Origin of the sequence: Kitasatospora sp. NPDC001309 (assembly GCF_042896295.1) — a bacterium.
Taxonomy (GTDB): Bacteria; Actinomycetota; Actinomycetes; order Streptomycetales; family Streptomycetaceae; genus Kitasatospora.
Genome location: NZ_JBIAXC010000018.1, coordinates 60,700 through 83,887 on the forward strand (window position 1 = coordinate 60,700; position 23,188 = coordinate 83,887).

Here is a 23,188-nt window from a genome sequence, read left to right on the forward strand (position 1 = left end):
GTCAGGACGCGGCGGCGGTGGGGGAGGGGGAGGCGGCCGGCGGCGCGGCCGGGGTGCCGAGGAAGGCCTCCCAGCCGCCGGCCGGGGACTGGCCCGGGCCGAGGCCCTGGAGCTTGCGCAGCACCGCCGGGTCCTGGGCGTCCAGCCAGTCGACCAGTTGGCGGAAGGAGACCAGCCGCACCTCGGGCTTGCCCGCGATCGACTTGAGCACGTCCTCGACGGCGTTCATGTAGATGCCGCCGTTCCACTCCTCGAAGTGGTTGCCGATGATGTACGGCGCACGGTTGCTGTTGTAGGTGCGGTCGAAGCCCATCAGGTAGGAGTCCCGGGCCTGGGCCTGGAAGCCCGGGTAGAGCGCCGGGTCGGCCTTGGTGTTGGGGCCGCACTGGTTGAACATGATGTTGTAGTCCATCGACAGCACCTGGAAGGTGTGCCCGGGGAAGGGGATGGACTGCAGCGGGAGGTCCCAGAGCGCGCCGCCCTGGATCTTCTGCGGCCAGACCTGGGTGCCGTTGCCGCTGCTGTCGTAGCGCCAGCCGCGCTTGACGGCGGTGGGCAGCAGGTTGCGCTGGCCCTCCAGGCAGGGGGTGCGGCTGCCGATCAGCTCCTTGCGGTAGTCGAAGGGCAGGGCCGGCAGGTCGGTGAAGCCGGTGTTGGTGCGCCAGCTCGTCACGAACTCCATCGCCTGCTGGATCTCGCTCTCCCACTCCTCCGGGGACCACGCGCTGACGCCGGTGGGGCCGCAGAAGTGGCCGTTGAAGTGGGTGCCGATCTCGTGGCCCTCCAGCCAGGCGGCGTGCACGTTCTCCAGGGTGTCGTGGATGTGCTGGTCGCTCAGGTAGCCGATCTCGGAGGCGCCGACCTTGTGCTGCGGCGGGCGGTACAGGTCCTTCTTGGACTCCGGCAGCAGGTAGAGCCCGCTGAGGAAGAAGGTCATCGAGGCGTTGTGCTCCTGGGCCAGCCGGCGGAAGCGCGCGAACAGCCCGTTGTCGAGCTCGCCGGCGCCGTCCCAGGAGAAGACCACGAACTGCGGGGGCCGCTGGCCGGGCTGGAGCCGGTCCGGGACGGGCTGGTGGGGCTGGGGGCCGGTGTCCGAGGTGGAACCGTCGCCGAGCAGGACGGCCTGCGGCTTCTGCGGGACCGCGGCGGGGGTGGCGCTCTGCCCCTCGGACGCCGGGGTGGCCGGGGCCGCGCCGCCGGCCGCGTGCTCCCCGCCCCCGCCGGCCCGGTCGCTGCCGCAGCCCGCCGCCAGGGTGGCGGCGCCGGCCGCTCCGGCGGCCAGCAGGGTTCGGCGGGAGAGCGCGTCCATGGTCACTCCGTTCGTGAGGTGTTCGACGGGCGGGCGGAGTCCGGCAGGCGCGCGGGGTGCGTTCGGGGTGCGTGCGGCGCGCGGAGGTCCGGTCGGCCCGGAGGGGGTGGAGCCCGTGACCGGGTCAGGATGGCATGTGGGCCGGAACGGTCGTAGAGGCGCAGCGAACGGTCGTGATCGATCGCCCGATTGACGCAACCGAAACGGCGGGCCGAAACGTCGAAGGTGTTCGTACGGGTGGGAGCGCCGCCCCCGGACGCGGAAGCGGAACGTCACGTACCGTGGCCGCCCACCCACTCCGTGCAGGTCCGGAGCCGTCATCCCTGCCGATCGGCGGGTGCGGATACGACCGTCGTGGGGACGTGCCTTAGGGTCCGATCCGATTGAATGAGTTCCCAGCAAACTCTCAGGAATGGGATCCGGGCCGGCAGAAGGGAGCACCCGTGGGCGTCCAGCAGAGCACGAGCCCCTGGCCGGGCACCCTGGCGGCCGGCGCCGCCCTGGTGCTCGGGGCCTGGCTGCTGCACGGGGGCGGCGCGCCCGTGCTGCCGCCGCTGCCGAGCGGACAGGCGCTGTCGGGCTTCGCCCCGGTCTCCGTCGTCCCCCCGCTCGGCCCGTCCGCCCCGACCCGGATCCGCATCCCGGCCGTCCGCCTGGACGCCCCCGTCACCGAGCTGGGACTGGACCCCGACGGCCACCTCCAGGCCCCGCCCGCGGCCGACCGCAACCTCGCGGGCTGGTACCGCGGCGGCGCCACCCCCGGCCAGCGCGGCACCGCCATCCTGGCGGGCCACGTCGACAACAAGGCCGGACCGGCCGTCTTCTACCACCTGGGAGCACTCCACCGGGGCGACCGGATCGAGATCGCCCGCGCCGACGGCGCCACCGCCGTCTACCAGCTGTACGCCATCGAAGTGCACGACCGAAAGGACTTCCCGGACGACCGGGTCTACCGCCAGGCCGCCGACGCTCAGCTGCGGGTGATCACCTGCGGCGGCGCGTACAGCGAGGAACACGGCTACGAGGGAAACGTCGTCGCCTACGGATTCCTGGCCGACACCACACCGCCGGGCAAAGCCGCATGACCACGCTCACCCTCGCCACCCGCTGGAACCCGATCGACTGGCCGCTCACCCACGGCCCCGTCCCGCAAGCCGTCCTGCTGGCCGGCTGGGCGGCGCTGGCCCTGCTGGCGTTCTCCAGGCACCGGCGGTGGCGCGCCCCGCGCATGCTCGGCGCCCTGGCGCTCGGCGCCGTGCTGACCGTCCTGGTGAAGATCGTCGTCGACGACTGGTGGCACCCGTTCCCCGAGGGCACCCCGGACTTCGTGCTGCGCTGGACAGCCGTCGGCCTGTTCGGCACGGCCCTGCTCTGCTTCCGCGCGTCGCTGTTGACCGTGCGCGGCCGGTGCTTCGCGGTCGGCGGCGTGGTCCTGGTGGTGCTGATGGCCGCGTCACAGATCAACCGGGGCTTCGACCAGTACCCGACCGCCCGGGCCATGCTGGCCCCGCACACCGACGAACTGGCCACCGGCAAGGTGGCCGCCACCGTGCAGGGCGGGTCCGACCGCCCGCTCGCCGAGGTCTGGCACGCGCCGCCCGGCCTGCCGGCCAAGGGCACCCTCTCCACCGTGACCGTCCCCGGCACCGCGTCGGGCTTCTCCGCACGCCCCGGGTACGTCTACCTACCGCCCGCCTACCGGGCCACTCCCCGGCCGCTGCTGCCCGTGGTCGTCCTGCTGGCCGGCCAGCCCGGCGGGCCCGAGGACTGGGTGAACTCCGGAGCCGTCCGGCAGACCCTGGACGACTTCGCGGCCCGGCACCAGGGCCTCGCGCCGATCGTGCTGGTCGCCGACCAGACCGGCGGCAACTTCGCCAATCCGCTCTGCATGGACTCCCAGATCGCCAAGTCGCAGACCTACCTGGCCGTCGACGTCCCGAACTGGATCCACCACAACCTGCAGACCGCCACCGGCCGCGGCGCCCTCGCCATCGGCGGGCTCTCGCTCGGCGGGACGTGCGCGCTGCAACTGGCCGTCAACGCGCCCGAGGTGTACGGGACCTTCCTGGACATCTCCGGACAGGAGGAGCCGACCTTGGGCACCCACCAGGAGACCGTGGACAAGGCCTTCGACGGCGACGAAGCGGCCTTCGCCGCCGTCGACCCGGTGCACGTGATGGCCCGCAAGAAGTTCCCCGACACCGCCGGCATGATCGTGGTCGGCGCCGACGACCCGTGGTTCCGGCCGGGCCAGGAGAAGATCCACGCGGCCGCGCAGGAGGCCGGGATGAAGGTCGGTTTCCAGACCATCCCGGGCTGGCACAGCTGGGTGGTGTTCCGAAAGGCCCTGGAGCAGAACCTGCCCTGGCTCGCCCAACAGACGGGACTGATCCGGTGACCCGATTGCTCGCGCGGCCGACCGCACCGCCGTCGGCCACGGCGGCCGAACCGGACGCCCACCTGGCCCCGGTCACCCCGACGCGGGAGGTCGGGCCGCAGCGGATCCGCCGGGCCGTCCGGATGCTCGGCGACCGGCTGCGCTCGGCGCCGCTGACCCTGGCGCTGCTGGCCGGGTTCTGGGCCCTCGGCGCGGCGACCGGCAGTCTGTCCGGCGGTCCGTCCGGGCGGCTGCTCGCCCGGGTCGGCGTCGGCCTGCCCACCCTCGGCGAGGGCCGCTGGTGGACGCCGGTCAGCTCGCTGTCCTTCTCCACGGGCATCGGCTCGTACGTCTTCACCAGCCTGCTGCTGCTCCTGGTCGGCCCGGCCGCCGAGCGCCGGTTCGGCCGGCTGCGCACCCTCACGCTGCTGGTCGGCGGGCAGGTGGCCGGCACCCTGCTGGGCACCGGGCTGGTCGCGTTCGGCTCCTCGGCGGGGGAGCAGTGGACCGCCTCGGTGGCCGACCAGACCTCGGTCGGGCCCGCCGTCGGCCTGTTCGCCCTGGCCGGGGTGCTCGGCTACCGGCTCACCGTGCTCTGGCGCCGCCGGCTGCACCTGCTGGTGCTGCTCGTCCCGCTGGTCATGACCCTGTACGTGGGGCACCTGCAGAGCGTCCAGCGCTGCGCCGGCGCGCTGTTCGGCCTCGGCCTGGGCGCCCTGCTCAGCCGCGGCCGGCCGTACCTGCGCACCCACCGCTCCTCGCACGGCGAGACCCGGGTGCTGGTCGCGCTCTGCCTGGTCGCCGCCGCCTGCGGGCCGCTGATCGCCTCGCTGTACGACAACGCCAGCGGTCCGTTCAACACCTTCTCCGAGCTGTACCTCTCGCACCGGCTCAGCCCCGAGGAGGTGGCCGACTTCTGCGCCGCCTCGGCGCACGACTGCGCCCGGGCGCACGCCGTCGAGCGGATATTCGACACCCCCGCCCGGCTGATGGCCGCGCTCTTCCCGGCCCTGCTGCTGGTGCTCGCCGAGGGGCTGCGCCGGGGCCTGCGGTTCGCCTGGCGGATCAGCGTCGTCACCGAGGTGCTCTGGGCCGCGCTGCTGGCCTGGCTGTACTTCGAGGCCGGGCCGGTCAGCGGGGACGCGGTGCAGTACTTCGTCGAGGCGATGCTGCTGCCGCTGCTGACCACCGTGCTGCTGCTGGCCACCCGGCAGCGGTTCCGGCTGCGGCTGACCGGCCGGGCGGTGCGCCGGCTGGCCGTCGTGGTCGGCGGGGCCGCGCTGGTCGCCGCGGCCACCTACGTGGGCGTCGGGCGACTGGTGGCCGGGCAGTTCGAGCCGGGCGCGGGCGTGCGCGGACTGGTGAACGGGCTGCCCGCCCAGTTCCTGCCGCCCGCCTACAACGACCTGCTGCCGGACTACCCGATAGCCGTCGGCCCGATGGCGCTGTTCCTGGAGACGTACTGCGGGCCGGCGTTCTGGGTCGTCGCGCTGCTCGCGCTGCTGTCGGCGTTCCGCCGTCCGGTGCTGCGCACCGACACGGCGGCGGCCGCCCGGGCCCGGGCGCTGCTCGCCGAGCACGGCGGCGGGACGCTGTCCTTCATCACCACCTGGGAGGGCAACCACTACTGGTTCGACGAGCAGGGCCGCGCGGCCGTCGCCTACCGGGTGGTCGGCACCGTGGCGCTGACCACCGGCGACCCGTTCGGCGCCCCGGAGGCGCGGGCCCGGGCGGTGGCCGGATTCGCCCGCTACTGCGACGCCCGCGGCTGGACGCCGTGCTTCTACAGCGTCTGCGCCGAGACCAGGGCGGCGGCCGCGCAGCTGGGCTGGCGCTCGGTGCAGGTCGCCGAGGACACCGTGGTGCCGCTGCCCGAACTGGCCTTCACCGGCCGCAAGTGGCAGGACATCCGCACCGCCCTGAACAAGGCCGGGAAGCAGGGCATCACCGCGGAGTGGTGGACCTACCAGGAGGCGCCGCTCGCGCTGCGCGACCAGATCCGGGCCATCTCCGAGGAGTGGGTCTCCGAGAAGGGCCTGCCCGAGATGGGCTTCACGCTCGGCGGGCTGGAGGAGCTGGACGACCCGGACGTGCGGGTGCTGATCGCGGTGGACCAGGACCGGGTGGTGCACGGGCTCACCAGCTGGATGCCGGTGCACGAGGACGGCGTGCCGGTCGGCTGGACGCTCGACTTCATGCGGCGGCGCTCGGACGGCTTCCGCGGCGTGAACGAGTTCCTGATCGCCTCGGCCGCGCTCGGCTTCAAGGGCGAGGGCGCCCGCTTCCTCTCGCTGTCGGGGGCACCGCTGGCCCGCGCCCGGCAGGACGAGGAGCCCGCCGGCCTGCAGCGGATGCTGGACTGGATGGGCCGGGTGCTGGAGCCGGTGTACGGGTTCCGCTCGCTGCTGGCGTTCAAGGCGAAGTTCCAGCCGGAGTACCGGCCGATGTACATGGCGTACCCCGACCCGGCCGCGCTGCCCGGCATCACGAGGGCGATCGGCAAGGCCTATCTGCCGCACCTCACGGCGGCGCAGGGGGTCCGGCTGATGCGCAAGCTGTCCGGCTGAACCGGCCGGACCGGTGCTCGGGCGTGCGGCGGCCCCGGCCCCGGCCCCGGCCCCGGCCCCGGGCCCGGGAGCCGCGCCCACGTCAGCCGAGCAGCTGGGCGAGGGCGCGGTCGGCGTCCAGGTGCAGGTGCTCCTCGCCCTCCGGGACGAGCAGGCGGCTGCGCCACAGGAACCGGCGCAGGTCCCCGGTGTCGAACCGGAGCAGCGCGGTGCCCTCCGGGGCCCGCAGCTCGACCATGGTGTGCCGGGCGGGGGCCGGGCGGACGTGGACGTCGCCGACGCCGGCCGGCAGCTCCAGGCCGGCCGAGAGCAGCTGCCGGGCGAACACCCAGACGATGTCCTCGCCGGCCCGCTCGTCCGCGGGCCCGTCCAGCGAGAACTCGGCCGGGAAGGCCATCCGGACCGCGTACGGGTCCTCCGGCAGGTACGACAGGACCACGCGCAGCCGGGCGGAACGCTGGGGGGAGAGGATCAGGCGGGCCTGGACGGTCTCTTCGACGGCGGAGTACAAGGGGTGGGTCCCTTCGTTCGGTGCGGGCCGCCCGACGGCAGGTGGGGTTGGGGCGGCCTCACCCTGGTGAGAGTCCCGGGGACAGTGGGGATTACCCGGTTCCACGGAGGAATCGACGTGACCTGCGTCACAGCGATTTCCGGCCGCCCGGGCCCGGCACGGAGCCCGGCCTGGAGGCCCGAACGGCGCCGGCCCGGTACGCTGGGCGGGTTGTCCGATCGCCGCCCGACCGCGGGACGGGGCCGCCAAACCGCCCCTGACCTGCGATGATCCCCCCTCGGAGACCGTGAGTACTGCCGCCGCCTCCTCGATGCCGCTGTTTTCCGACGCACCGGAGCAGCAGGAGCCCGCCCGGGCCGTCGGCCACGCCGCGCCCGCCGCCTCGCACCACCTCTCCCCGGCCTTCCCCGGTCGTGCCCCCTGGGGCACCGCGGGCAAGCTGCGGGCCTGGCAGCAGGGTGCGCTGGACAAGTACATCGAGACCCAGCCGCGGGACTTCCTCGCGGTCGCCACCCCGGGCGCCGGCAAGACCACCTTCGCCCTCACCCTGGCCTCGTACCTGCTGCACAACCACCTGGTGCAGCAGGTGACCGTCGTCGCCCCGACCGAGCACCTCAAGAAGCAGTGGGCCGAGGCCGCCGCACGGATAGGCATCCGGCTGGACCCGGCGTACTCCTCCGGCCCGCTCTCCCGGGACTACCACGGCATCGTGGTCACCTACGCGGGCGTCGGGGTCAACCCGATGCTGCACCGGAACCGGACCGAGGCCCGCAAGACCCTCGTGATCATGGACGAGATCCACCACGCCGGTGACTCCAAGTCCTGGGGCGAGGCCTGCTTCGAGGCCTTCGAGCCGGCCACCCGCCGGCTGGCGCTGACCGGGACGCCGTTCCGCTCGGACACCAACCCGATCCCCTTCGTGGCCTACGACGCGGGCAGCGACGGCATCCGCAAGTCCATCGCCGACTACACCTACGGCTACGGGCACGCGCTCGCCGACCACGTCGTCCGCCCGGTGATCTTCCTCAGCTACAGCGGCAACATGCGCTGGCGCACCAAGTCCGGCGACGAGCTGGAGGCCCGGCTCGGCGAGCCGATGACCAAGGACCTGATCGCCCAGGCCTGGCGCACCGCGCTCTCCCCGCAGGGCGAGTGGATCCCCTCCGTCCTCCAGGCCGCCGACCGCCGGCTCACCGAGGTCCGCAAGGCGATCCCGGACGCCGGCGGACTGGTGATCGCCACCGACCAGAACGTGGCCCGCGCCTACGCCAAGATGCTGCGCGAGATCAGCGGCGAGAAGGTCACCCTGGTGCTCTCCGACGAGACCGAGGCCTCGAAGCGGATCTCCGACTACGCGGAGGGGACCTCGCGCTGGATGGTCGCCGTCCGCATGGTGTCCGAGGGCGTCGACGTGCCCCGGCTGTGCGTCGGGGTGTACGCCACCTCGATCTCCACCCCGTTGTTCTTCGCCCAGGCCGTCGGCCGCTTCGTGCGCGCCCGCAAGCGCGGCGAGACCGCCTCGGTGTTCCTGCCGACCATCCCGATGCTGCTGGGCTTCGCCAACGAGATGGAGCTCCAGCGCGACCACGTGCTGGACCGGCCGAAGAAGGAGGGCGACGGCCTCTTCGACGAGGAGGACCGGCTGCTCGCCGAGGCCGAGCGGGCCAACGACGGGCCGGACGGCGCGGGCGGCGAGGAGTTCTCCTACGAGGCGCTGGGCTCCGAGGCGGTCTTCGACCGGGTGCTGTACAACGCCATGGAGTTCGGCATGCAGGCCCACCCGGGGAGCGAGGAGGAGGAGGACTACCTCGGCATCCCGGGCCTGCTGGAGCCGGACCAGGTGCAGATGCTGCTGCAGAAGCGCCAGCACCGGCAGATCCAGCGCAGCAAGACCAAGCCCGCCGAGGAGGCCGACCTGCTGGAGCTCCCGGCCGAGCAGCGGCCGGTGGTCACCCACCAGGAGCTGCGCGAGCTGCGCAAGGAGCTGAACGCGCTGGTCGCCGCCTGGCACCACCGCACCAACCAGCCGCACGGAACCGTCCACAACGAGCTGCGCCGCCAGTGCGGCGGGCCGCTGACCGCGCAGGCCACCGCCAACCAGTTGACGGCGCGGATCGCCAAGATCCGGGAGTGGGCGAAGTAACGGTCCGGCAGGCGGATCCGGGCCGCCGCGGCCCGGACCGCCTCCCCCCGGAGTGTCCGGACATCGGACCGGGGTCGAACTGACGCCCTGGTCGGGCCGGTGGATCGGCAGGGTTTGTCCGGAATTCCCGGCGGCGGTGATGCCGATCACGACCGAATTTTGGACAACCACTTCCGCCGCGGGAATTCCTTCACTACCTTTCCCCCACGCTCTTCCGCCGGGCAACCCCCGCGGGACGGGCTCCGCAGGACCGTGCGGTCGTCAAGGACGACGCCGCACGGCCCGAGCGCGGCCACCCCCACCTGCGCGCGACACCGACCTTCTGGCCCGGCGCCGCACGCCCCGCGAGCGCCGCGGAAAGGACTGCCCGTCGTGACAGCAGAGACCTCCCAGACACTGGATCGCGGCGTCCGCGTCCTCAAGCTCCTCGCCGACTCCGAGCGCGGGCTCACCGTCACCGAGCTGGCCGCCCGCCTCGCCGTCAACCGCACCGTGGTCTACCGGCTCCTCGCCACCCTGGAGCAGCACGGCCTGGTCCGCCGCGACATCGGCGGCCGGGCCCGGGTCGGCCTCGGCGTGCTGCGCCTGGCCCACCGGGTCCACCCGCTGCTGCGCGAGGCCGCACTCCCCGCCCTGCGCAGCCTCGCCGAGGACCTCGGCGCCACCGCCCACCTGACCCTGGTGGACGGCAACGAGGCGCTGGCCGTCGCCGTCGTCGAGCCCAGCTGGACCGACTTCCACGTCGCCTACCGCACCGGCCTGCGCCACCCGCTCGGCGAGAGCGCGGCCGGCCGGGCGATCCTGGAGGCCCGCGGCTTCCCCAGCCAGCGCCGGCCCGAACAGGGATTCGTCATCACCCGTGCGGAGGAGCAGTCCGGGGCCAGCGGGGCCGCCGCCGCGCTGCTCGGGCTGAGCGGCATCGAGGGCAGCGTCGGCGTGGTGATGCTCAACGGGCTGGTGCCCGAACGGGTCGGCCCCCGGGTGGTGGAGGCGGCCACCGAGGTGGCCGACGCCCTGAGGTAGCGCCCGCCGTCCGGCGCGGGGCGAGCGGGCGAACCACGCGGGAGTGTCGGGTGTGTTTGGATTCCCCTTGTGTCCGACACCAAGCTGCCCAAGGCCCTCCCGTCCCCGCGGACCCGCTCGCTCGCGCTCTGCGGGGTCCTGGTCGCCGCGCTGTTCGGCGTGGCGGCCTTCGTCCCGCTGCCGTACACGATCACCTGGCCGGGCCTGACCGCGGACACCCTCGGCAGCTACCAGGACCGGCCGGTGCTCACCATCACCGGGGCGCCGCTGCGCAGCACCGAGGGCGAGCTGCGGATGGTCACCATCTCGGCCACCAACCCGGGGCAGAAGACCACGTTCTGGCGGGGCCTGCGCGCCTGGTTCGACCCGAAGGAGGCCGTCCGGCCGACCGAGACGGTGTACCCGCAGGGCAACCCGGCCAAGGCGGAGCAGGTGACGGCCCAGCAGATGGCCGAGTCCCAGGACAGCGCCACCGCGGCCGCGCTCGGCTACCTCCACCTCTCGCCGGCCCAGGTGAAGGTCAAGGTCGACCTGGGGGACGTGGGCGGCCCCAGCGCCGGACAGATGCTGGCGCTGGGCATCGTCGACAAGCTGGCCGGTGACGGCAAGGGCGGCGACCTCACCGGCGGGCTCAGGATCGCGGGCACCGGCACCATCGACGACGACGGCACCGTCGGCCCGGTCGGCGGCGTCCCGTTGAAGACCCAGGCGGCGGCCCGGGACGGCGCCACGGTGTTCCTGCTGCCCAAGGACGAGTGCACGGACGCCAAGGTGAACACCCCCAGGACGCTGCGGCTGGTGCCGGTGGGCACGCTCGCCGAGTCGGTGCAGGCGCTCGAGGCGTTGAAGAGCGGCGGCAGCGTTCCCAGCTGCTGAGCCGCCCCGTCCTATTCGGCGGCCGCCTGGTCCACCAGCGGCAGGATCCGGTACGGCACCGGGTTCTCCAGCACGATCGCGGTGGAGGAGCGGACGATCCCGTCGAAGCCCAGCACCCGGTCGATCACCCGCTGGAGGTCGGCGTTGGAGCGGGCCACGATCCGCACCAGCATGTCCCCGATCCCGGTGATCGTGTGCAGCTCCAGCACCTCCGGCACCCGCGCCAGGTGCGCCCGCACGTCCGCGCCCTGGCCCTGGGAGATCTCCAGGGTGGCGAAGGCCGTCACCGGGTAGCCGATCGCGGCCGGGTCCACCTCCGGGCCGAACCCGCTGATCACCCCCTTGGCCTGCAGCCGGTCCAGCCGGGCCTGCACGGTGCCCCGGGCGACCTGGAGCCGGCGCGAGCACTCCAGCACGCCGATCCGGGGCTCCTCGGCGAGCAGCCGGATCAGCCGGCCGTCCAGGGCGTCGATGGTGTCGTTGCCGCCGCCGCCGCCGCCGGTGCCGGTGCCGGTACCGGCGGCGGCCGGGGCCGCGGGGGCGCCCTGGGGGGCGGACGGGTCGGGGGAGCCCGGGGCGCTCGGGGAGTGGGCGGGGGGCATCGCGGCTCGGTCCTCCGGTGGGCATTCTGTACAGCGGTGCCGCCGATTCTCCCGCTCCGGGGCGCAGCTTGACCAGGAGGAAACGGAACAGTTGCGCGTTGGTCGGCCCGGCGCCACCCTCCAGCCACGATCCCGTGCTCCGGGCCCCACCCCGGGCGCCGGGTGGTCCGTACGCCTACCGGGAGGGCCGTCATGACCGACACCGCCGCCGAATCCGTCCTGCTCGCCGCGGGCCCGGCCGGGGGACCGGAGGACCCGGGGCCGCTGCCGCCCGGCCGCGCCGACGCGCTGGTGTTCGTGGTCGGCGACGCCGAGCGGGCGGCCCGCCGCTACCTGGCGGCGCTCGGGCTGCGCTGTACGGCGTACGCCGGGCCGGGGACCGGTGACCCGGAGGCGGTCTCCTACGTGCTGGCCGGGCCCGGGACGCGGATCGTGCTCACCTCGCCGGTGCAGGTGATCGGCCCGCGCGGCCGGGAGCTGGCGGCGCACCTGGAGCGCTACGGGGACGGGGTGCTGGACCTCGCGGTCGGTGTGCCGGACGTCCCCTACGCGTACGACTACGCGGTGGACCGGGGCGCGCTGTCGCTGGCCGAACCGTACGAGGTGCGGGACCGGTACGGCTCGGTGGTGCTGGCCACCATCGCGGTGCCGGGCGGCTCCCGGCACACCCTGGTCGACCGGTCGGGGTACGCGGGGCCGTACCTGCCGGGGTACGAGGCCTTCGCGGGGTGGTGACGGGGGCGCCCGCGCGGGCGGTGACCGGTACGGCGGGTGCGGTGCCGGGGTCGCGGGCGGCGGCGGGTCAGCGGACCGCCGTCTCCACGACCGGCGGGTGGCCGTTCCAGTAGACGAAGACCGAGTTGGCCTGGTTGTCCTTGGTGAAGTCCACCCGCATCCACTGGTCGCCGTTCCAGACCTGCATCTGCCAGCCCGGGTCCGGGGTGGCGGAGACCAGCGAGGCCCGGTCGGCGCGGATGTCCAGGGCGACCCGGCCGCCGGGGACGGGATAGCTCTTCACCGTCGACGTCGGGGTGGTGGCGGCGGGCACGGGCTTCCTGGTCGGCGGGGCGGCCGCGGTGGTGACCGGGGCGTGCGCGGCGGTGGCGGCCGCGCTGGTGGCCGGGGAGGCCGGCGGGGAGGGTGCGTCGCCGGTCGGCGTCCGGCCGGGGGTGGCGCTCGCTCCGTACGGGGTGCTCCCGACCTTGGGGGAGGGCAGCGGCAGCGCGGTGGGCCGCTCGAACGCGGCTCCGCTGAGCACGGCGTGCACGCCGAGCCAGGACAGCGCCACCGCCGCCCCGGTGGCCGCCGCCCAGGCGCAGAGCTGTACCAGTCCGTTCCGCATCGTCCGCACATCCTGCCGCATTTCCGGGCAGGTCGTGACGGGTACCCCCGGTGTTCGGCAGGGGAGTTGCACCATGTCCGGAGGCCGTGCGCAGCCACCCCCGAGGTACAGACCACTGCCCGCCGATGGCGTACCGTGCAGGGCCATGGCAACAGTGCTCGTGGTCGAGGACGACCCCTTCGTACGTTCCGCGCTCATCCGCCACCTGACCGACACCGGTCACGCGGTCCGCAGTGTGGGCACGGCCCTGGAGGCGCTGCGGGAGGTCGCCCAGGTCGGCTGCGACCTGGTGATCCTGGACCTGGGCCTGCCGGACCTGGACGGCAGCGAGGCGCTCAAGATGATCCGGGGACTGACCAACGTCCCGGTGATCATCTCGACCGCGCGGGACGACGAGGCCGAGATCGTCCGACTGCTCAACGACGGTGCCGACGACTACCTGGTGAAACCTTTCTCCGGGGAACACCTGAGCGCCCGGATGGCCGCCGTGCTGCGCCGGCTCGGCGGCGGCACCGCGCCCGTCGCCCAGGTGCTGCGGGTCGGCGGACTGGCCATCGACCTCCAGCGGCGCGAGGCCGTCCTGGACGGGCGGCTGCTCGACCTGACCCGGCGGGAGTTCGACCTGCTGGCCTTCCTGGCCGCCCGGCCCGGAGTGGTGGTGCCGCGCAAGGAGATCCTCGCCGAGGTCTGGCAGCAGACCTACGGCGGCGACCAGACCATCGACGTCCACCTCTCCTGGCTGCGCCGCAAGCTCGGCGAGACCGCCTCCAACCCCCGCTACCTGCACACCGTCCGGGGCGTCGGGGTCCGGCTGGAGGCCGCCACCGCGGGCCCCGCGACCGGGGGCCCCGCGGAGCACCGGACATGAAGCGGTTCACCCACTCGCTGCGCTGGGCCCTGATCAAGGCCGCCGTGGCCGGGACCACCATGGTCGCGCTGGCCTTCCTCATCCCGCTCGGCCTGATGGTCCAGCAGACCGCCCGGGACCGGGCGTTCACCGCCGCCGAGCGGCAGGCCGCGGCGCTCGGGCCGGCCCTGGCGATCACCACCGACCAGGACGCCGTCAACCGTGCGCTGGCCAGCACCGACGCGGGGGGCCAGGGCCGGATGGCGGTACACCTTCCGGTGCCCGCGGGGGAGTCCTGGGCCTCGGGCGGGGCCGGGGCGGCTGCGGGGTCGGGCGGTTCCGGCGGGGCCGGCCGGGCCGGGGGGGCCGAAGGGGCCGGGGCGGCTGCGGGGGCCGGTGCGACCCGGGCGCCCGCGGGGTCCGGCGGGCCCGACGGGCCGACCCTCGGGGAGGGGCGCGCCGCCGCGGCGGACGTGGCCACGGCCGGCGACCAGGGCCGGGCCTTCACCGTCGCGGTGCCCGGCGGCTACGCGCTGCTCCAGCCGGTCGCGGTGGACACCGGGCGGACCGCCGTGGTCGAGGTGTTCGTCGCCGAGAGCGACCTCACCCGGGGCGTCGCCACCGCCTGGCTGGTGCTCTCCGCCGTCGCGCTCGGCCTGGTCGCCCTCTCGGTGCTGGTCGCCGACCGGATGGGCGGCCGGATCGTGGCCTCCGCCCGCCGGCTGGCCGCCGCCGCCCGCTCGCTGGGCGCCGGGGACCTCGCGGTGCGCGTCCCGGTGACGGGCAAGCAGGTCGACGGCAGCCCCGAGGAACTCCGCGAGGCCGCCAACGCGTTCAACGCCATGGCCGACCGGGTGGTCCAACTCCTCGCGGCAGAACGCGAGTTGGCAGCCGACCTGTCGCACCGACTGCGCACCCCGCTGACCGTGCTGCGGCTCAACGCCGCCTCCCTCGGCGACGGCGACGCGGCCGACGCCACCCGGCACGCGGTGGCCCAACTGGAGCGCGAGGTCGACCAGATCATCCGCTCCGCCCGCCGCGCCCCCGAGGACGCGCCCGCCGTCGCGGTCGGCTGCGACGCCGCCGAGGTGATCCGCGAACGGGTCGGCTTCTGGTCCGCGCTGGCCGAGGACGAGGGCCGCCGCTGGCAACTGGCCGGCGCCGAACGCGCCGCGCCCGTCCCCGTCCAGCGCGGCGACCTGGCCGCCGCCGTCGACGCCCTGCTCGGCAACGTCTTCCGGCACACCGCCGTCGGCACCGCCTTCTCGGTGGACGTCCTGGCCACCGAGAACGCGGTGATCGTGCTGGTCGGCGACGCCGGGCCCGGCTACAGCGACCCGGCCGCCGCCCTCAAACGCGGCGAGGGCCACGGCGGCGAGGGCTCCACCGGCCTCGGACTGGACATCGTGCGCAAGCTCGCCGAGTCCACCGGCGGCGACCTGGCACTCGGCCGCTCCGCCGTGCTCGGCGGCGCGGAGACCAGGCTGCGGCTGCGCACCCGCCCGAAGGAGGCCCCGCCCGCGCGGGCCGGACGGCGGCGGACCCGGGGTGCGCTGTTCCCGAAGTGACGGCGGGTCGGGAGGGTGGCCTCTTCCTCCGGGGCCTTCTCCTCCGGCGCCTTCTCCTCCGGGGCCTCTTCCTTAACTGCGGCCTAAGGGAGCTTCACCCCTCGCTCAGCCCGCGGTTTCCGGCCCCCGGGCGCGGCTAGCGTCGGTCGCGCCGGTCACCCGACCGAGCCGGGCCGGCCGCCCGGGACGTCCCCGCGCACCCGTGCGCGGCCCGTCCGGACGGCGGCCGACCGCAGGCACCCGCGAACGGTGCCGACCGCAGGCTCCCGCGGAGGTAACGCGCATGACCACCCGACCCACCCGCCGTTCCGGCCGCCGCAGGCGCAGCCGCAAGGGGACGATCATCGGGGCCTCGGCGGTCGCCGCCGCCCTGGTCGCGGGCGGGACGGTGGTGCTCGCCTCCTCGGCCAGCGCCGCCCCGCTCGGCGCCGTCTACAGCCGGACCAGCAGCTGGGACACCGGCTACACCGGCCAGTACCTGGTCACCAACCCGGCCGCCGATCCGATCGAGGACTGGACGCTCAGCTTCGACCTGCCGGCCGGCGCGAAGATCGACTCGCTCTGGAACGCCACCTTCACCGTCGCCGGGCAGCACGTCACCGTCAGGCCGGAGGCCTGGAGCAAGCGGCTGGACCCGGGGAAGGGCGTGGTGGTCGGCTTCGTCGCCCAGGGCGCCGGCCCGGCGCAGGCCGAGCCCGGGAACTGCCTGATCAACAACGCCTCCTGCACGGCCGGCGAGGGCCCCGCGCCCACCCCCTCCGGACGCCCGACCACCACCCCCACGGTGGCGCCCACCGGCTCGGCCTCGCCCACCGCGACCGCGACGGCCGGTCCGACCGCCACTGCCACTGCCACGGCCACCGGGAAGCCGACCCCGACCGCCACCGCGAAGCCGACCGCCACCCCGACCGCCACCCCCACGGCGACCGGTGTGCCCGTCCCCCCGGTCGGCACCGGGGGCGGCTTCGCCCCGTACGTCGACACCTCGCTCTACCCGCCCTACGACCTGGTCGCCACCGCCAAGGCCACCGGGGTGAAGCGGTTCACCCTCGCCTTCGTGGTCTCCGGCGGCGGCTGCGTACCCAAGTGGGGCGGGGTCAGCGACCTGTCCGCCGACGCGGTGGCCGCCCAGATCGGCGCCCTGCGCGCGATCGGCGGCGACGTCCGGGTCTCCTTCGGCGGCGCCAACGGCAGCGAGCTGGCCCTGGCCTGCGGCTCCACCGCGGACCTGGCCGCCGCGTACCGCACGGTGATCGACGCGTACGGCGTGACCCGGCTCGACTTCGACGTCGAGGGCGGCGCGATCGCCGACACCGCCGCCAACACCCGGCGGGCCCAGGCCGTCGCCCAGCTCCAGCGTGAGGCCGCCGCGAAGGGCAGTCCGCTCGACGTCTCCTTCACCCTGCCCGCGCTGCCCTCCGGCCTGACCCAGGACGGCGTCGACCTGGTCGCCGGTGCCAAGGCCGCCGGCGTCGCGATCGGTGCCGTCAACATCATGGCCATGGACTTCGGCGACGGCGTCGCCCCCAACCCGCAGGGGCGGATGGGCACGTACGCGATCGCCGCGGCCACCGCCACCCAGGCCCAGGTCAAGAGCGTGCTGGGGCTGGACGACGCCGCCGCCTGGCGCAAGGTCGCGGTCACCCCGATGATCGGCGTCAACGACGTCGCCAGCGAGGTCTTCACGGTGGCCGACGCCGAGCAGCTGGCCGACTTCGCGGCCGGCAAGCACCTCGCCTGGCTGGCCATGTGGTCCGGGACCCGGGACAAGGCCTGCGCCGGTGGCGCCAGGCCCACCGCGGACGCCAGTTGCAGCAGCATCGTCCAGCAGCCGCTGGACTTCACCCGGGCCTTCGGCCGCTACACCGGCTGAGGCCCCCGCGCCGGGCTCCGGCCCCTCGGACCGCCCCGGCCGCCCGTGCTCAGCCCGCAGCCGGGCACGGTCGGTCGGGGCATTGTCGGTCGGGGCACTGTCGGTCAGGGCACGGTCGGTCGGGGCACTGTCGTCACTGCGAGTAGTCGATCGCGCCCAGGACGGGATGGGTCGCATCCGGTATCGTCGCTGGTTGGCCGAGCGGTGGACGGAGTGGACAGGTGACAGCGGTACAAGACGAGCGCAGCCCGGTGCGGACCGTATCCGCCCCGTCGCCCGCTCCCCTGTCCGACCGGCTGCGCGTCGCGCTCGGTGCCCCCGTGCGCGCAGTGCGTGAGGCCCCCCGCCGCCCGATGCTGATCGCCTCGTCCGTGGCGCTGCTGTCGCTGGTCGTGTACGCAGTGGTCCGCCACTTCGTCCACACCTCGATGGTCGACATGATCGTCTACCGGGCCGAGGGCGCCGCCGTCGCCAACGGCACCGACCTCTACGCGCTGCGCGTCACCGAGTGGAACCTCCCCGCGACCTACCCCCCGTTCGCGGCCATGCTGTTCGTCCCGACCACCTGGCTGCCGATCCCCGTCCTCCGCGTGGTGATCACTCTCGGCAACCTCGGGCTGCTCGCGTTGATGTCCCACCTGTCCTTCAAGCTGGTCGGCTGGCCGCGCCGCGAACTCCGGCCGATCGGTGTGGTCCTGATCACCGGCCTCGGCGTCTGGCTCGAACCCGTCTTCACCACGCTCCGGTACGGCCAGATCAACCTCGCGCTCGGCTGCCTGATCCTCTGGGACCTCACCCGGTCCGACGCCCACCGCAGCAAGGGCATCGCGATCGGCATCGCCGCCGGGATCAAGCTCACCCCCGGCCTGTTCGCCGTCTACCTGCTGATCACCGGCCGGGTCCGGGCCGCCTTCACCGCCGGCCTCACCTTCCTCGGCACCTTCCTGATCGGCGCGCTCTTCCTCCCCGACGCCACCTGGGGCTTCTGGACCAAGTACCTCTACGACTCCTCCCGGGTCGGCAAGACCGAGATCGTCGACAACCAGTCGCTGCGCGGCGCCTTCGCCCGGCTGCTGCACAGCGCCGACCCCGGCTTCCTCGCCACCCTCGGGGCGGGCCTGGCCGCGGTGGCCGGCCTCGCCGTCGCCGCCTGGGCCGTCCGCAGCGGCCGCTGGCTGCCCCGGGCCGAGGCCTGGGGCTTCTGCGTCACCGCCGTCACGGCCGTGCTCATCTCGCCGATCAGCTGGACCCACCACTGGGTCTGGTGCGTGCCGGTCCTCGTGCTACTCGCCGCCGAGGCCTCCGTCGAGCGCGCCCGCCCGGCCGGCGTCCGCCGACTGCGCTGGCGGGCCGCGTTCTGGGCCACCCTGCTGGCCTTCCTGTCCTTCGCGATGTGGGCCGCCAAGCCGGTCGGCGCGGCCGTGCTCCACATGTCACCGCTGAACCAGCTGCCGACCTCGGTCTATCCGTGGGTCGGCCTCTGCTTCCTGCTCGCCGCCGCCATCCGGATAAGGGCACGTCGGCGCTCCGCCGGTGCCCCGCTGGTCCGGCTGCCCGGACAGCGCGACGGCGACGGCGGCCCGGACGCCGCCCGCGGTCGTCAGCAGGCCCCCGCGGCCCGCTGAGCCGGCGGGGGCTCTCCGTACGCTCCGCAGCCTCCGTACGCTCCGTACGCTCCGTACGTTGCGGCGTGCGACCGGCACGACCGGCACGACCCGCATGGCCCGCACGTCTACGCGAGCAGCTCGGCGAGCGAGCCGTCCATGTCGAGGGCGGCCAGCTCGCTGCCCGGCGGGACCAGCCGGTGCGCCCGCTCCAGCCAGGCCGCGACGACCGGCAGCGGCGCCTCCAGCAGCGCGTCCCCGGCCGGGGAGCTCAGCGCCATGCACAGCACGCTGCGCCGGCCCGAACGGGTCGGCCAGATCCGCACGTCGCCCTGGCCGCACGGGCGGAAGGTGCCCTCGACCAGCAGCTCGCGGGCGAACACCCAGGTCACCGGGGAGCCGGTGTCCAGGTGGAAGGTGATGTACACGGCGTACGGGTCGTGGCTGCCGTAGGTCAGCCGGGCCGGGACGGGGACGCTGTGCTCCGGGGAGAGCACCAGGTTCAGCTCCAGCTCGTGCTCCACGACGCTGACGGGGCGGTCCATGATCGTCTTCCTCTCTGCCTTCGGTTCGTGCCCGCTTCCGGGCCCTGTGACCTTTGAGAGGGCGGTTCGCGCCGGTTCTTACACACGTTTCCGGGATTTCTCCGGGAAGTTTCGGGCGGCGGGGTGTGGCGGTCCCGCCGCGCGTGGGCCCCTACCCCGGGCGGGCCTCCGCTGTCCGGGGAATCGTCAACTTTCCTTGGGGGCTCCGGCGAGGTACTACCCTTTGTAACTGTCCGGCGACTGTCCGCCTTCGGTGGCGCCCCCACGTGCCCCGAGCGCCCCGTACGCCCCGGGGTGTGCGCGGGCGCGGCGTGGCCCTGTGCTCGGACCGACCCGGTTCCGACCACGTTTCGATCTTTGGATCTGCCGAGGCCCGCCCCTCAACGGCCCTCGTCAAGGCCCGACAGGAGAGAAGACCCCCATGACGGACCGCTCCTTCGCCGCCGGCGGCGACCCGGCCGTCGCACCCGAGCCCGGCTACTACGCCGACCCGTCCATCCCCGGGTTCGTCCGCTACTGGGGCGGCTCGGCCTGGGTGCCGGGCACCAGCCGGCCCGCCCCCGTCGAGGGCGAGGTGCTGCAGCCGCCCCGGTACGCCACCCGGCGGCCCGCCCCCGCCCCCGCCCCCGCCCCCGACGTCGCGGCGGCGCGGGTGGTGCCGCCACCGGTGGTGCCGGTGCCGCCGGCGCGGTCGGAGTCGCCGGTGCCGCTGGTCGTGCCGGTGCCTTTGTCCGTGCCGGTGCCTTTGTCCGTGCCTGTTTCTGCGCCGGTGTCCGTGCCTGGTTCTGCGCCGGGGCCGGTGCCGATGGTGCCCGTGCTGGACGGGCGGGAGGCTCCGGGGGCGGGGGACACCGGGCCGGTGTACCTGGACCAGACCACGGGCGGGGCGTCCTTCGTGGTCGGGCCGCGGGTCGCCGAGGTGATCGGCGGGCCGGTGTTCCGGATCGTCGAGCCCGCGCTGGAGGAGGCTCCTGGGGTGGGCGGTGCTGCCGAGGCCGGTGCCGGTGCCGACGCCGGAGCCTCGGGGTGGCAGGCGGATCCGCGGGCGCAGCGGGGCCTGATGGAGACCGGTGGGGCCCCGCGCTGGGTGTCCTGGGGGGTGCTTCCGGGGGCGCTCGAGGAGGAAGAGGGGCGTGCGGAGGGGGAGCGCGCTGCGGTTGCCGTGGAGGTGGCGGCGGCTGTCGCGCCCGCCATGACGGGCGCGGTCCGCGAGGTGGCGGCGCCGACCGCCGGGGCAGCCGTCGAACCGGCGGCCCAGGTGGTGGCCGAAGTGGCGCCCGGGCCCGGAGCGGGGGCCGGTCCCGGGTCGGCGCCGGTCCCGGCCGTCGTCGCCGCGTTGCCGGTGGTGCGGCCGGCCCGGGAGTCCGCCGTCCGTCGCCGACCGGCATCCCCGGCGCCCCTGGTGCCCGCCGGGCTGGGGCGGCGGCTGGCGGCCCGGGCGGTGGACACCGCGGTGCTGCTGGTGGTCGCCGTCGCGGCCGGGATCCCGCTCGGCAGCTCGGTCTCCGACCACCTCCAGCAGAAGGTCGACCAGGCCAGGATGGCCAGCTCCCTCGCCCGCCGCCACGTGCAGGTCTGGCTGGTCGACGACGTGGTGCTGGCCAAGGTCGCCGCCCTGCTCGGCATCCTGGTGTTCGTCAGCCTCGTCTACGAGGTGCTGCCGATCGCCCGGACCGGCCAGACCTTCGGCAAACGCCTGGCCCGGATCCGGGTGGTGGACGCCGGTGCCCCCGGCGGACGGACCACCCGGCTGAGCCTCGGCCGCTCGCTGCTGCGGTGGGTCGTCCGGCAGCTCGGCACGGTGCTGCTGCTCGGCCTGGTCTGGCCGGTGTTCGACCGGTCGGCCCGGCGCGGCTGGCAGGACCGGGCGGCCCGGACCAGGGTGGTCCGCAGCTGAGCCGGCCGTTGCGGTCCTGGGTGCCTGGGTGCCTGGGTGCCTGGGTGCCCGGGTGGCGTTCGCCGGGTCGCCGATCGAGCTGCGTGACAGCAAAACGGACAAAATGTCCCAAAGGCTGAGAATCCTCGATGTTCTACTCGGGGGATGAGCACCCACGACCCCTCAGGCCCCCAGCCGGAGGGGGGCGGTCCGCCCTCCTTCGACAAGCAGCCCCCCACCCCGGGCGGCGGCACGCCGGACGGCGAACCGCCACGACCCGCCCCGTCCGGCGCCCCCGGGGAGGGCCCCGGCGCCTACCAGGGCAGCTACGGCGGACCGACCCCCGGTCAGAACCCCTACGGCCAAACGCCCTACGGCGGACAGCCCTACGACCAGCCCCCACCCGGCCACGGCCCCGACTCCGCCCCGTACGGCACCCCCAGCGGCGGACCCGTCCCCGGCATGCCGCCGATCGGCACCTGGCCCAAGCGGATCGTCGCCCGCCTCATCGACTACGTCCTGATGCAGGCCATTGGCGTCATCGTCATCGGCCCCTTCGTCGACCTCAGCACCCGCGAGGGCACCACCGAGGCCTTCTGGCTCGGCTGCGCCGTCTACCTCGTCTACGAGGCCCTGATGCTCAGCCGGGACGGCCAGACCCTCGGCAAGAAGGCCATGAAGATCCGCGTCGCCATGCTGATCGACGGCAACTCGCCGACGCAGTCCGCCGCGTGGACCCGGGCCGCCGTCTACATCCTCCCGGCCGTGCTCTGCTGCGCCGCCGTGTGGTGGGTCATCGACGGCCTCTTCGGCGTCTTCGACAAGCCCTACCGGCAGTGTCTCCACGACAAGGCCGCGAAGACCGTCGTGGTCACCACCGAGATCTGACCGCGACAGCGCTGATCCGTCGCCCCGTCGACCCGTCGATCAGCTGATCGGCGGATCAGCGCTGCCGGGCGTACTCGCGCCCGGCAGCGGCCGCGGAGGCCCCGGAGCGGTCGCCGACCGCCGCCGAGCGGGCGGACACCGCCATCGAGAGCACCGTCACCACGGTGCCGAGCGCCAGCGCGAACCCCACCAGCACCGCGACCTCCAGGACGCCCGAGGCGCCCGAGACGGCCAGCAGCGCCACTGTGGTGGCGACGACGGTGAACGAGCCGAGGCAGAACTGGGCAGCGGACGGACGTGGCATGGCGGGGGGTCCTTCGCACGTCGGGGGAAACGGGCGGGAATGATGCCGGTGCCAGAAGTCCTACCCGGCAAGGGAGTTCGGCACGACCAGGCTAGCCCGCGAGGCCGGGGGCACAGGGGGCGCACGGGCTCACCCCGGGGTCGTCCGCACCCCTCGGTACGGTGGAACCCGTCCGACACCACGCAGACCCGGGGGAACCGACCGTGCCCATCCCCACCGACTGGCCCACCATCGAGGCCCAGGCGCTCGCCGAACAGGAACGACTGCGGCCGCTCGTCCGCGCCCAGGACGACGGCGCCCCCGGCCCGCTCATCGCCGGAGTCGACGTCGCCTACGACGACGACCACGACCTCGTCGTCGCCGCCGCCGTCCTCCTCGACCGGGACACCCTGGACGTCGTCGAGGAAGCCACCGCCGTCGGCCGGATCGCCTTCCCCTACGTCCCCGGACTGCTCGCCTTCCGCGAACTCCCCGCCGTCCTCGACGCGCTGGCCGCCCTCACCCGCACCCCCGACACCGTCGTCTGCGACGGCTATGGCCTCGCCCACCCCCGCCGCCTCGGCCTCGCCAGCCACCTCGGCGTCCTCACCGGACTGCGCACCCTCGGCGTCGCCAAGACCCCCTTCACCTTCGACCACCACGACCCCGAGGCCGCACGCGGCTCCTGGACCCCGCTCACCGACCCCGTCACCGGCGAAGAGGTCGGCCGCGCGGTGCGCACCCAGCCCGGCGTCAAACCCGTCTACGTCTCCGTCGGCCACCGCATCGGCCTCGACACCGCCGTCCGCACCACCCTCGACCTCGCCCGCCGCTACCGCCAACCCGAGACCACCCGGCACGCCGACTCCCTCTGCCGCCGCGCCCTCGCCGAAGCCCTGCAGACCAGGACGCCCTCGAACTGACCGTGCACCGGGCGGGGTTCCGACCCGGTGT

At 74.5% G+C, this 23,188-nt stretch carries 20 protein-coding genes; 14 read left to right on the forward strand and 6 right to left on the reverse strand.

Annotated elements, in window-relative coordinates:
• Window position 1: 1 nt before the first annotated feature.
• Complete coding sequence (locus ACFY2K_RS19620; RefSeq protein WP_375883014.1) at window positions 2–1,309, reverse strand: hypothetical protein; 1,308 nt, start codon at window positions 1,307–1,309, stop codon at window positions 2–4.
• 443 nt (window positions 1,310–1,752) lie between these two features.
• Between ACFY2K_RS19620 and ACFY2K_RS19625 the strand changes: the two genes are divergently transcribed.
• Genes ACFY2K_RS19625 through ACFY2K_RS19635 form a run of 3 tightly spaced genes read left to right on the forward strand, consistent with a single transcriptional unit; the run spans window position 1,753 to window position 6,253 of the window.
• On the forward strand, window positions 1,753–2,394 hold the full coding sequence (locus ACFY2K_RS19625) for a class F sortase (protein ID WP_380522510.1): 642 nt from the start codon (window positions 1,753–1,755) through the stop codon (window positions 2,392–2,394).
• Window positions 2,391–3,707, forward strand: a complete 1,317-nt coding sequence (locus ACFY2K_RS19630; protein ID WP_387712791.1) for an alpha/beta hydrolase — start codon at window positions 2,391–2,393, stop codon at window positions 3,705–3,707. Before ACFY2K_RS19625 ends, ACFY2K_RS19630 begins: the two co-directional genes overlap by 4 nt.
• Entirely contained in the window at window positions 3,704–6,253 is a 2,550-nt protein-coding gene (locus ACFY2K_RS19635) for a rhomboid family intramembrane serine protease (protein WP_387712794.1), read from the forward strand. Before ACFY2K_RS19630 ends, ACFY2K_RS19635 begins: the two co-directional genes overlap by 4 nt.
• An 82-nt stretch (window positions 6,254–6,335) precedes the next feature.
• Here ACFY2K_RS19635 and ACFY2K_RS19640 read toward each other — a convergent pair whose 3' ends face one another.
• Window positions 6,336–6,764, reverse strand: a complete 429-nt coding sequence (locus ACFY2K_RS19640) for an SsgA family sporulation/cell division regulator (protein WP_375883023.1) — start codon at window positions 6,762–6,764, stop codon at window positions 6,336–6,338.
• Between the two features lie 310 nt (window positions 6,765–7,074).
• Here ACFY2K_RS19640 and ACFY2K_RS19645 point away from each other — a divergent pair, with 310 nt between their 5' ends.
• From ACFY2K_RS19645 to ACFY2K_RS19655, 3 genes are all read left to right on the forward strand, one after another.
• Complete coding sequence (locus ACFY2K_RS19645; RefSeq protein ID WP_375883453.1) at window positions 7,075–8,907, forward strand: DEAD/DEAH box helicase; 1,833 nt, start codon at window positions 7,075–7,077, stop codon at window positions 8,905–8,907.
• 372 nt (window positions 8,908–9,279) lie between these two features.
• On the forward strand, window positions 9,280–9,930 hold the full coding sequence (locus ACFY2K_RS19650; protein WP_350564128.1) for a helix-turn-helix domain-containing protein: 651 nt from the start codon (window positions 9,280–9,282) through the stop codon (window positions 9,928–9,930).
• 69 nt (window positions 9,931–9,999) lie between these two features.
• Window positions 10,000–10,806 (forward strand): S16 family serine protease, encoded by an 807-nt coding sequence (locus ACFY2K_RS19655; RefSeq protein WP_380640783.1) that lies wholly within the window; start codon window positions 10,000–10,002, stop codon window positions 10,804–10,806.
• Window positions 10,807–10,817: 11 nt separating this feature from the next.
• Here the strand turns inward: ACFY2K_RS19655 and ACFY2K_RS19660 are convergent, their stop codons facing one another.
• On the reverse strand, window positions 10,818–11,279 hold the full coding sequence (locus ACFY2K_RS19660) for an Lrp/AsnC family transcriptional regulator (protein ID WP_375883456.1): 462 nt from the start codon (window positions 11,277–11,279) through the stop codon (window positions 10,818–10,820).
• 321 nt (window positions 11,280–11,600) lie between these two features.
• Here ACFY2K_RS19660 and ACFY2K_RS19665 point away from each other — a divergent pair, with 321 nt between their 5' ends.
• A complete protein-coding gene (locus ACFY2K_RS19665) occupies window positions 11,601–12,143 on the forward strand; it encodes a VOC family protein (RefSeq protein ID WP_375883028.1) in 543 nt (180 codons plus the stop codon).
• Window positions 12,144–12,210: 67 nt separating this feature from the next.
• On the opposite strand, the gene ACFY2K_RS19670 is transcribed toward ACFY2K_RS19665, so the two are convergent.
• A complete protein-coding gene (locus tag ACFY2K_RS19670) occupies window positions 12,211–12,750 on the reverse strand; it encodes a hypothetical protein (RefSeq protein WP_387712798.1) in 540 nt (179 codons plus the stop codon).
• Window positions 12,751–12,895: 145 nt separating this feature from the next.
• On the opposite strand from ACFY2K_RS19670, the gene ACFY2K_RS19675 reads away from it, so the two are divergent.
• The 4 genes from ACFY2K_RS19675 (at window position 12,896) to ACFY2K_RS19690 (ending at window position 18,663) form a co-directional block, all read left to right on the forward strand.
• Entirely contained in the window at window positions 12,896–13,618 is a 723-nt protein-coding gene (locus tag ACFY2K_RS19675; protein ID WP_375883033.1) for a response regulator transcription factor, read from the forward strand.
• Window positions 13,615–15,165 (forward strand): sensor histidine kinase, encoded by a 1,551-nt coding sequence (locus ACFY2K_RS19680; protein WP_380522517.1) that lies wholly within the window; start codon window positions 13,615–13,617, stop codon window positions 15,163–15,165. The genes ACFY2K_RS19675 and ACFY2K_RS19680 overlap by 4 nt, the downstream gene beginning before the upstream one ends.
• A 283-nt stretch (window positions 15,166–15,448) precedes the next feature.
• Entirely contained in the window at window positions 15,449–17,038 is a 1,590-nt protein-coding gene (locus ACFY2K_RS19685) for a cellulose binding domain-containing protein (protein ID WP_387712802.1), read from the forward strand.
• 221 nt (window positions 17,039–17,259) lie between these two features.
• A complete protein-coding gene (locus ACFY2K_RS19690) occupies window positions 17,260–18,663 on the forward strand; it encodes a glycosyltransferase 87 family protein (RefSeq protein WP_387712805.1) in 1,404 nt (467 codons plus the stop codon).
• A 107-nt stretch (window positions 18,664–18,770) separates the two neighbouring features.
• On the opposite strand, the gene ACFY2K_RS19695 is transcribed toward ACFY2K_RS19690, so the two are convergent.
• Window positions 18,771–19,187 (reverse strand): SsgA family sporulation/cell division regulator, encoded by a 417-nt coding sequence (locus ACFY2K_RS19695; RefSeq protein WP_188307044.1) that lies wholly within the window; start codon window positions 19,185–19,187, stop codon window positions 18,771–18,773.
• A gap of 421 nt (window positions 19,188–19,608) precedes the next feature.
• On the opposite strand from ACFY2K_RS19695, the gene ACFY2K_RS19700 reads away from it, so the two are divergent.
• A complete protein-coding gene (locus ACFY2K_RS19700; RefSeq protein ID WP_387712808.1) occupies window positions 19,609–21,084 on the forward strand; it encodes an RDD family protein in 1,476 nt (491 codons plus the stop codon).
• Window positions 21,085–21,228: 144 nt separating this feature from the next.
• Window positions 21,229–21,951 carry an RDD family protein gene (locus tag ACFY2K_RS19705; RefSeq protein WP_380522521.1) on the forward strand — a complete coding sequence of 241 codons (723 nt, stop codon included), beginning with the start codon at window positions 21,229–21,231 and terminating at the stop codon, window positions 21,949–21,951.
• Between the two features lie 55 nt (window positions 21,952–22,006).
• Here ACFY2K_RS19705 and ACFY2K_RS19710 read toward each other — a convergent pair whose 3' ends face one another.
• Window positions 22,007–22,255 carry a hypothetical protein gene (locus ACFY2K_RS19710; RefSeq protein ID WP_380522522.1) on the reverse strand — a complete coding sequence of 83 codons (249 nt, stop codon included), beginning with the start codon at window positions 22,253–22,255 and terminating at the stop codon, window positions 22,007–22,009.
• Between the two features lie 203 nt (window positions 22,256–22,458).
• Here ACFY2K_RS19710 and ACFY2K_RS19715 point away from each other — a divergent pair, with 203 nt between their 5' ends.
• Window positions 22,459–23,157, forward strand: a complete 699-nt coding sequence (locus tag ACFY2K_RS19715) for an endonuclease V (protein ID WP_387712811.1) — start codon at window positions 22,459–22,461, stop codon at window positions 23,155–23,157.
• The last annotated feature ends 31 nt before the right edge of the window (window positions 23,158–23,188 follow it).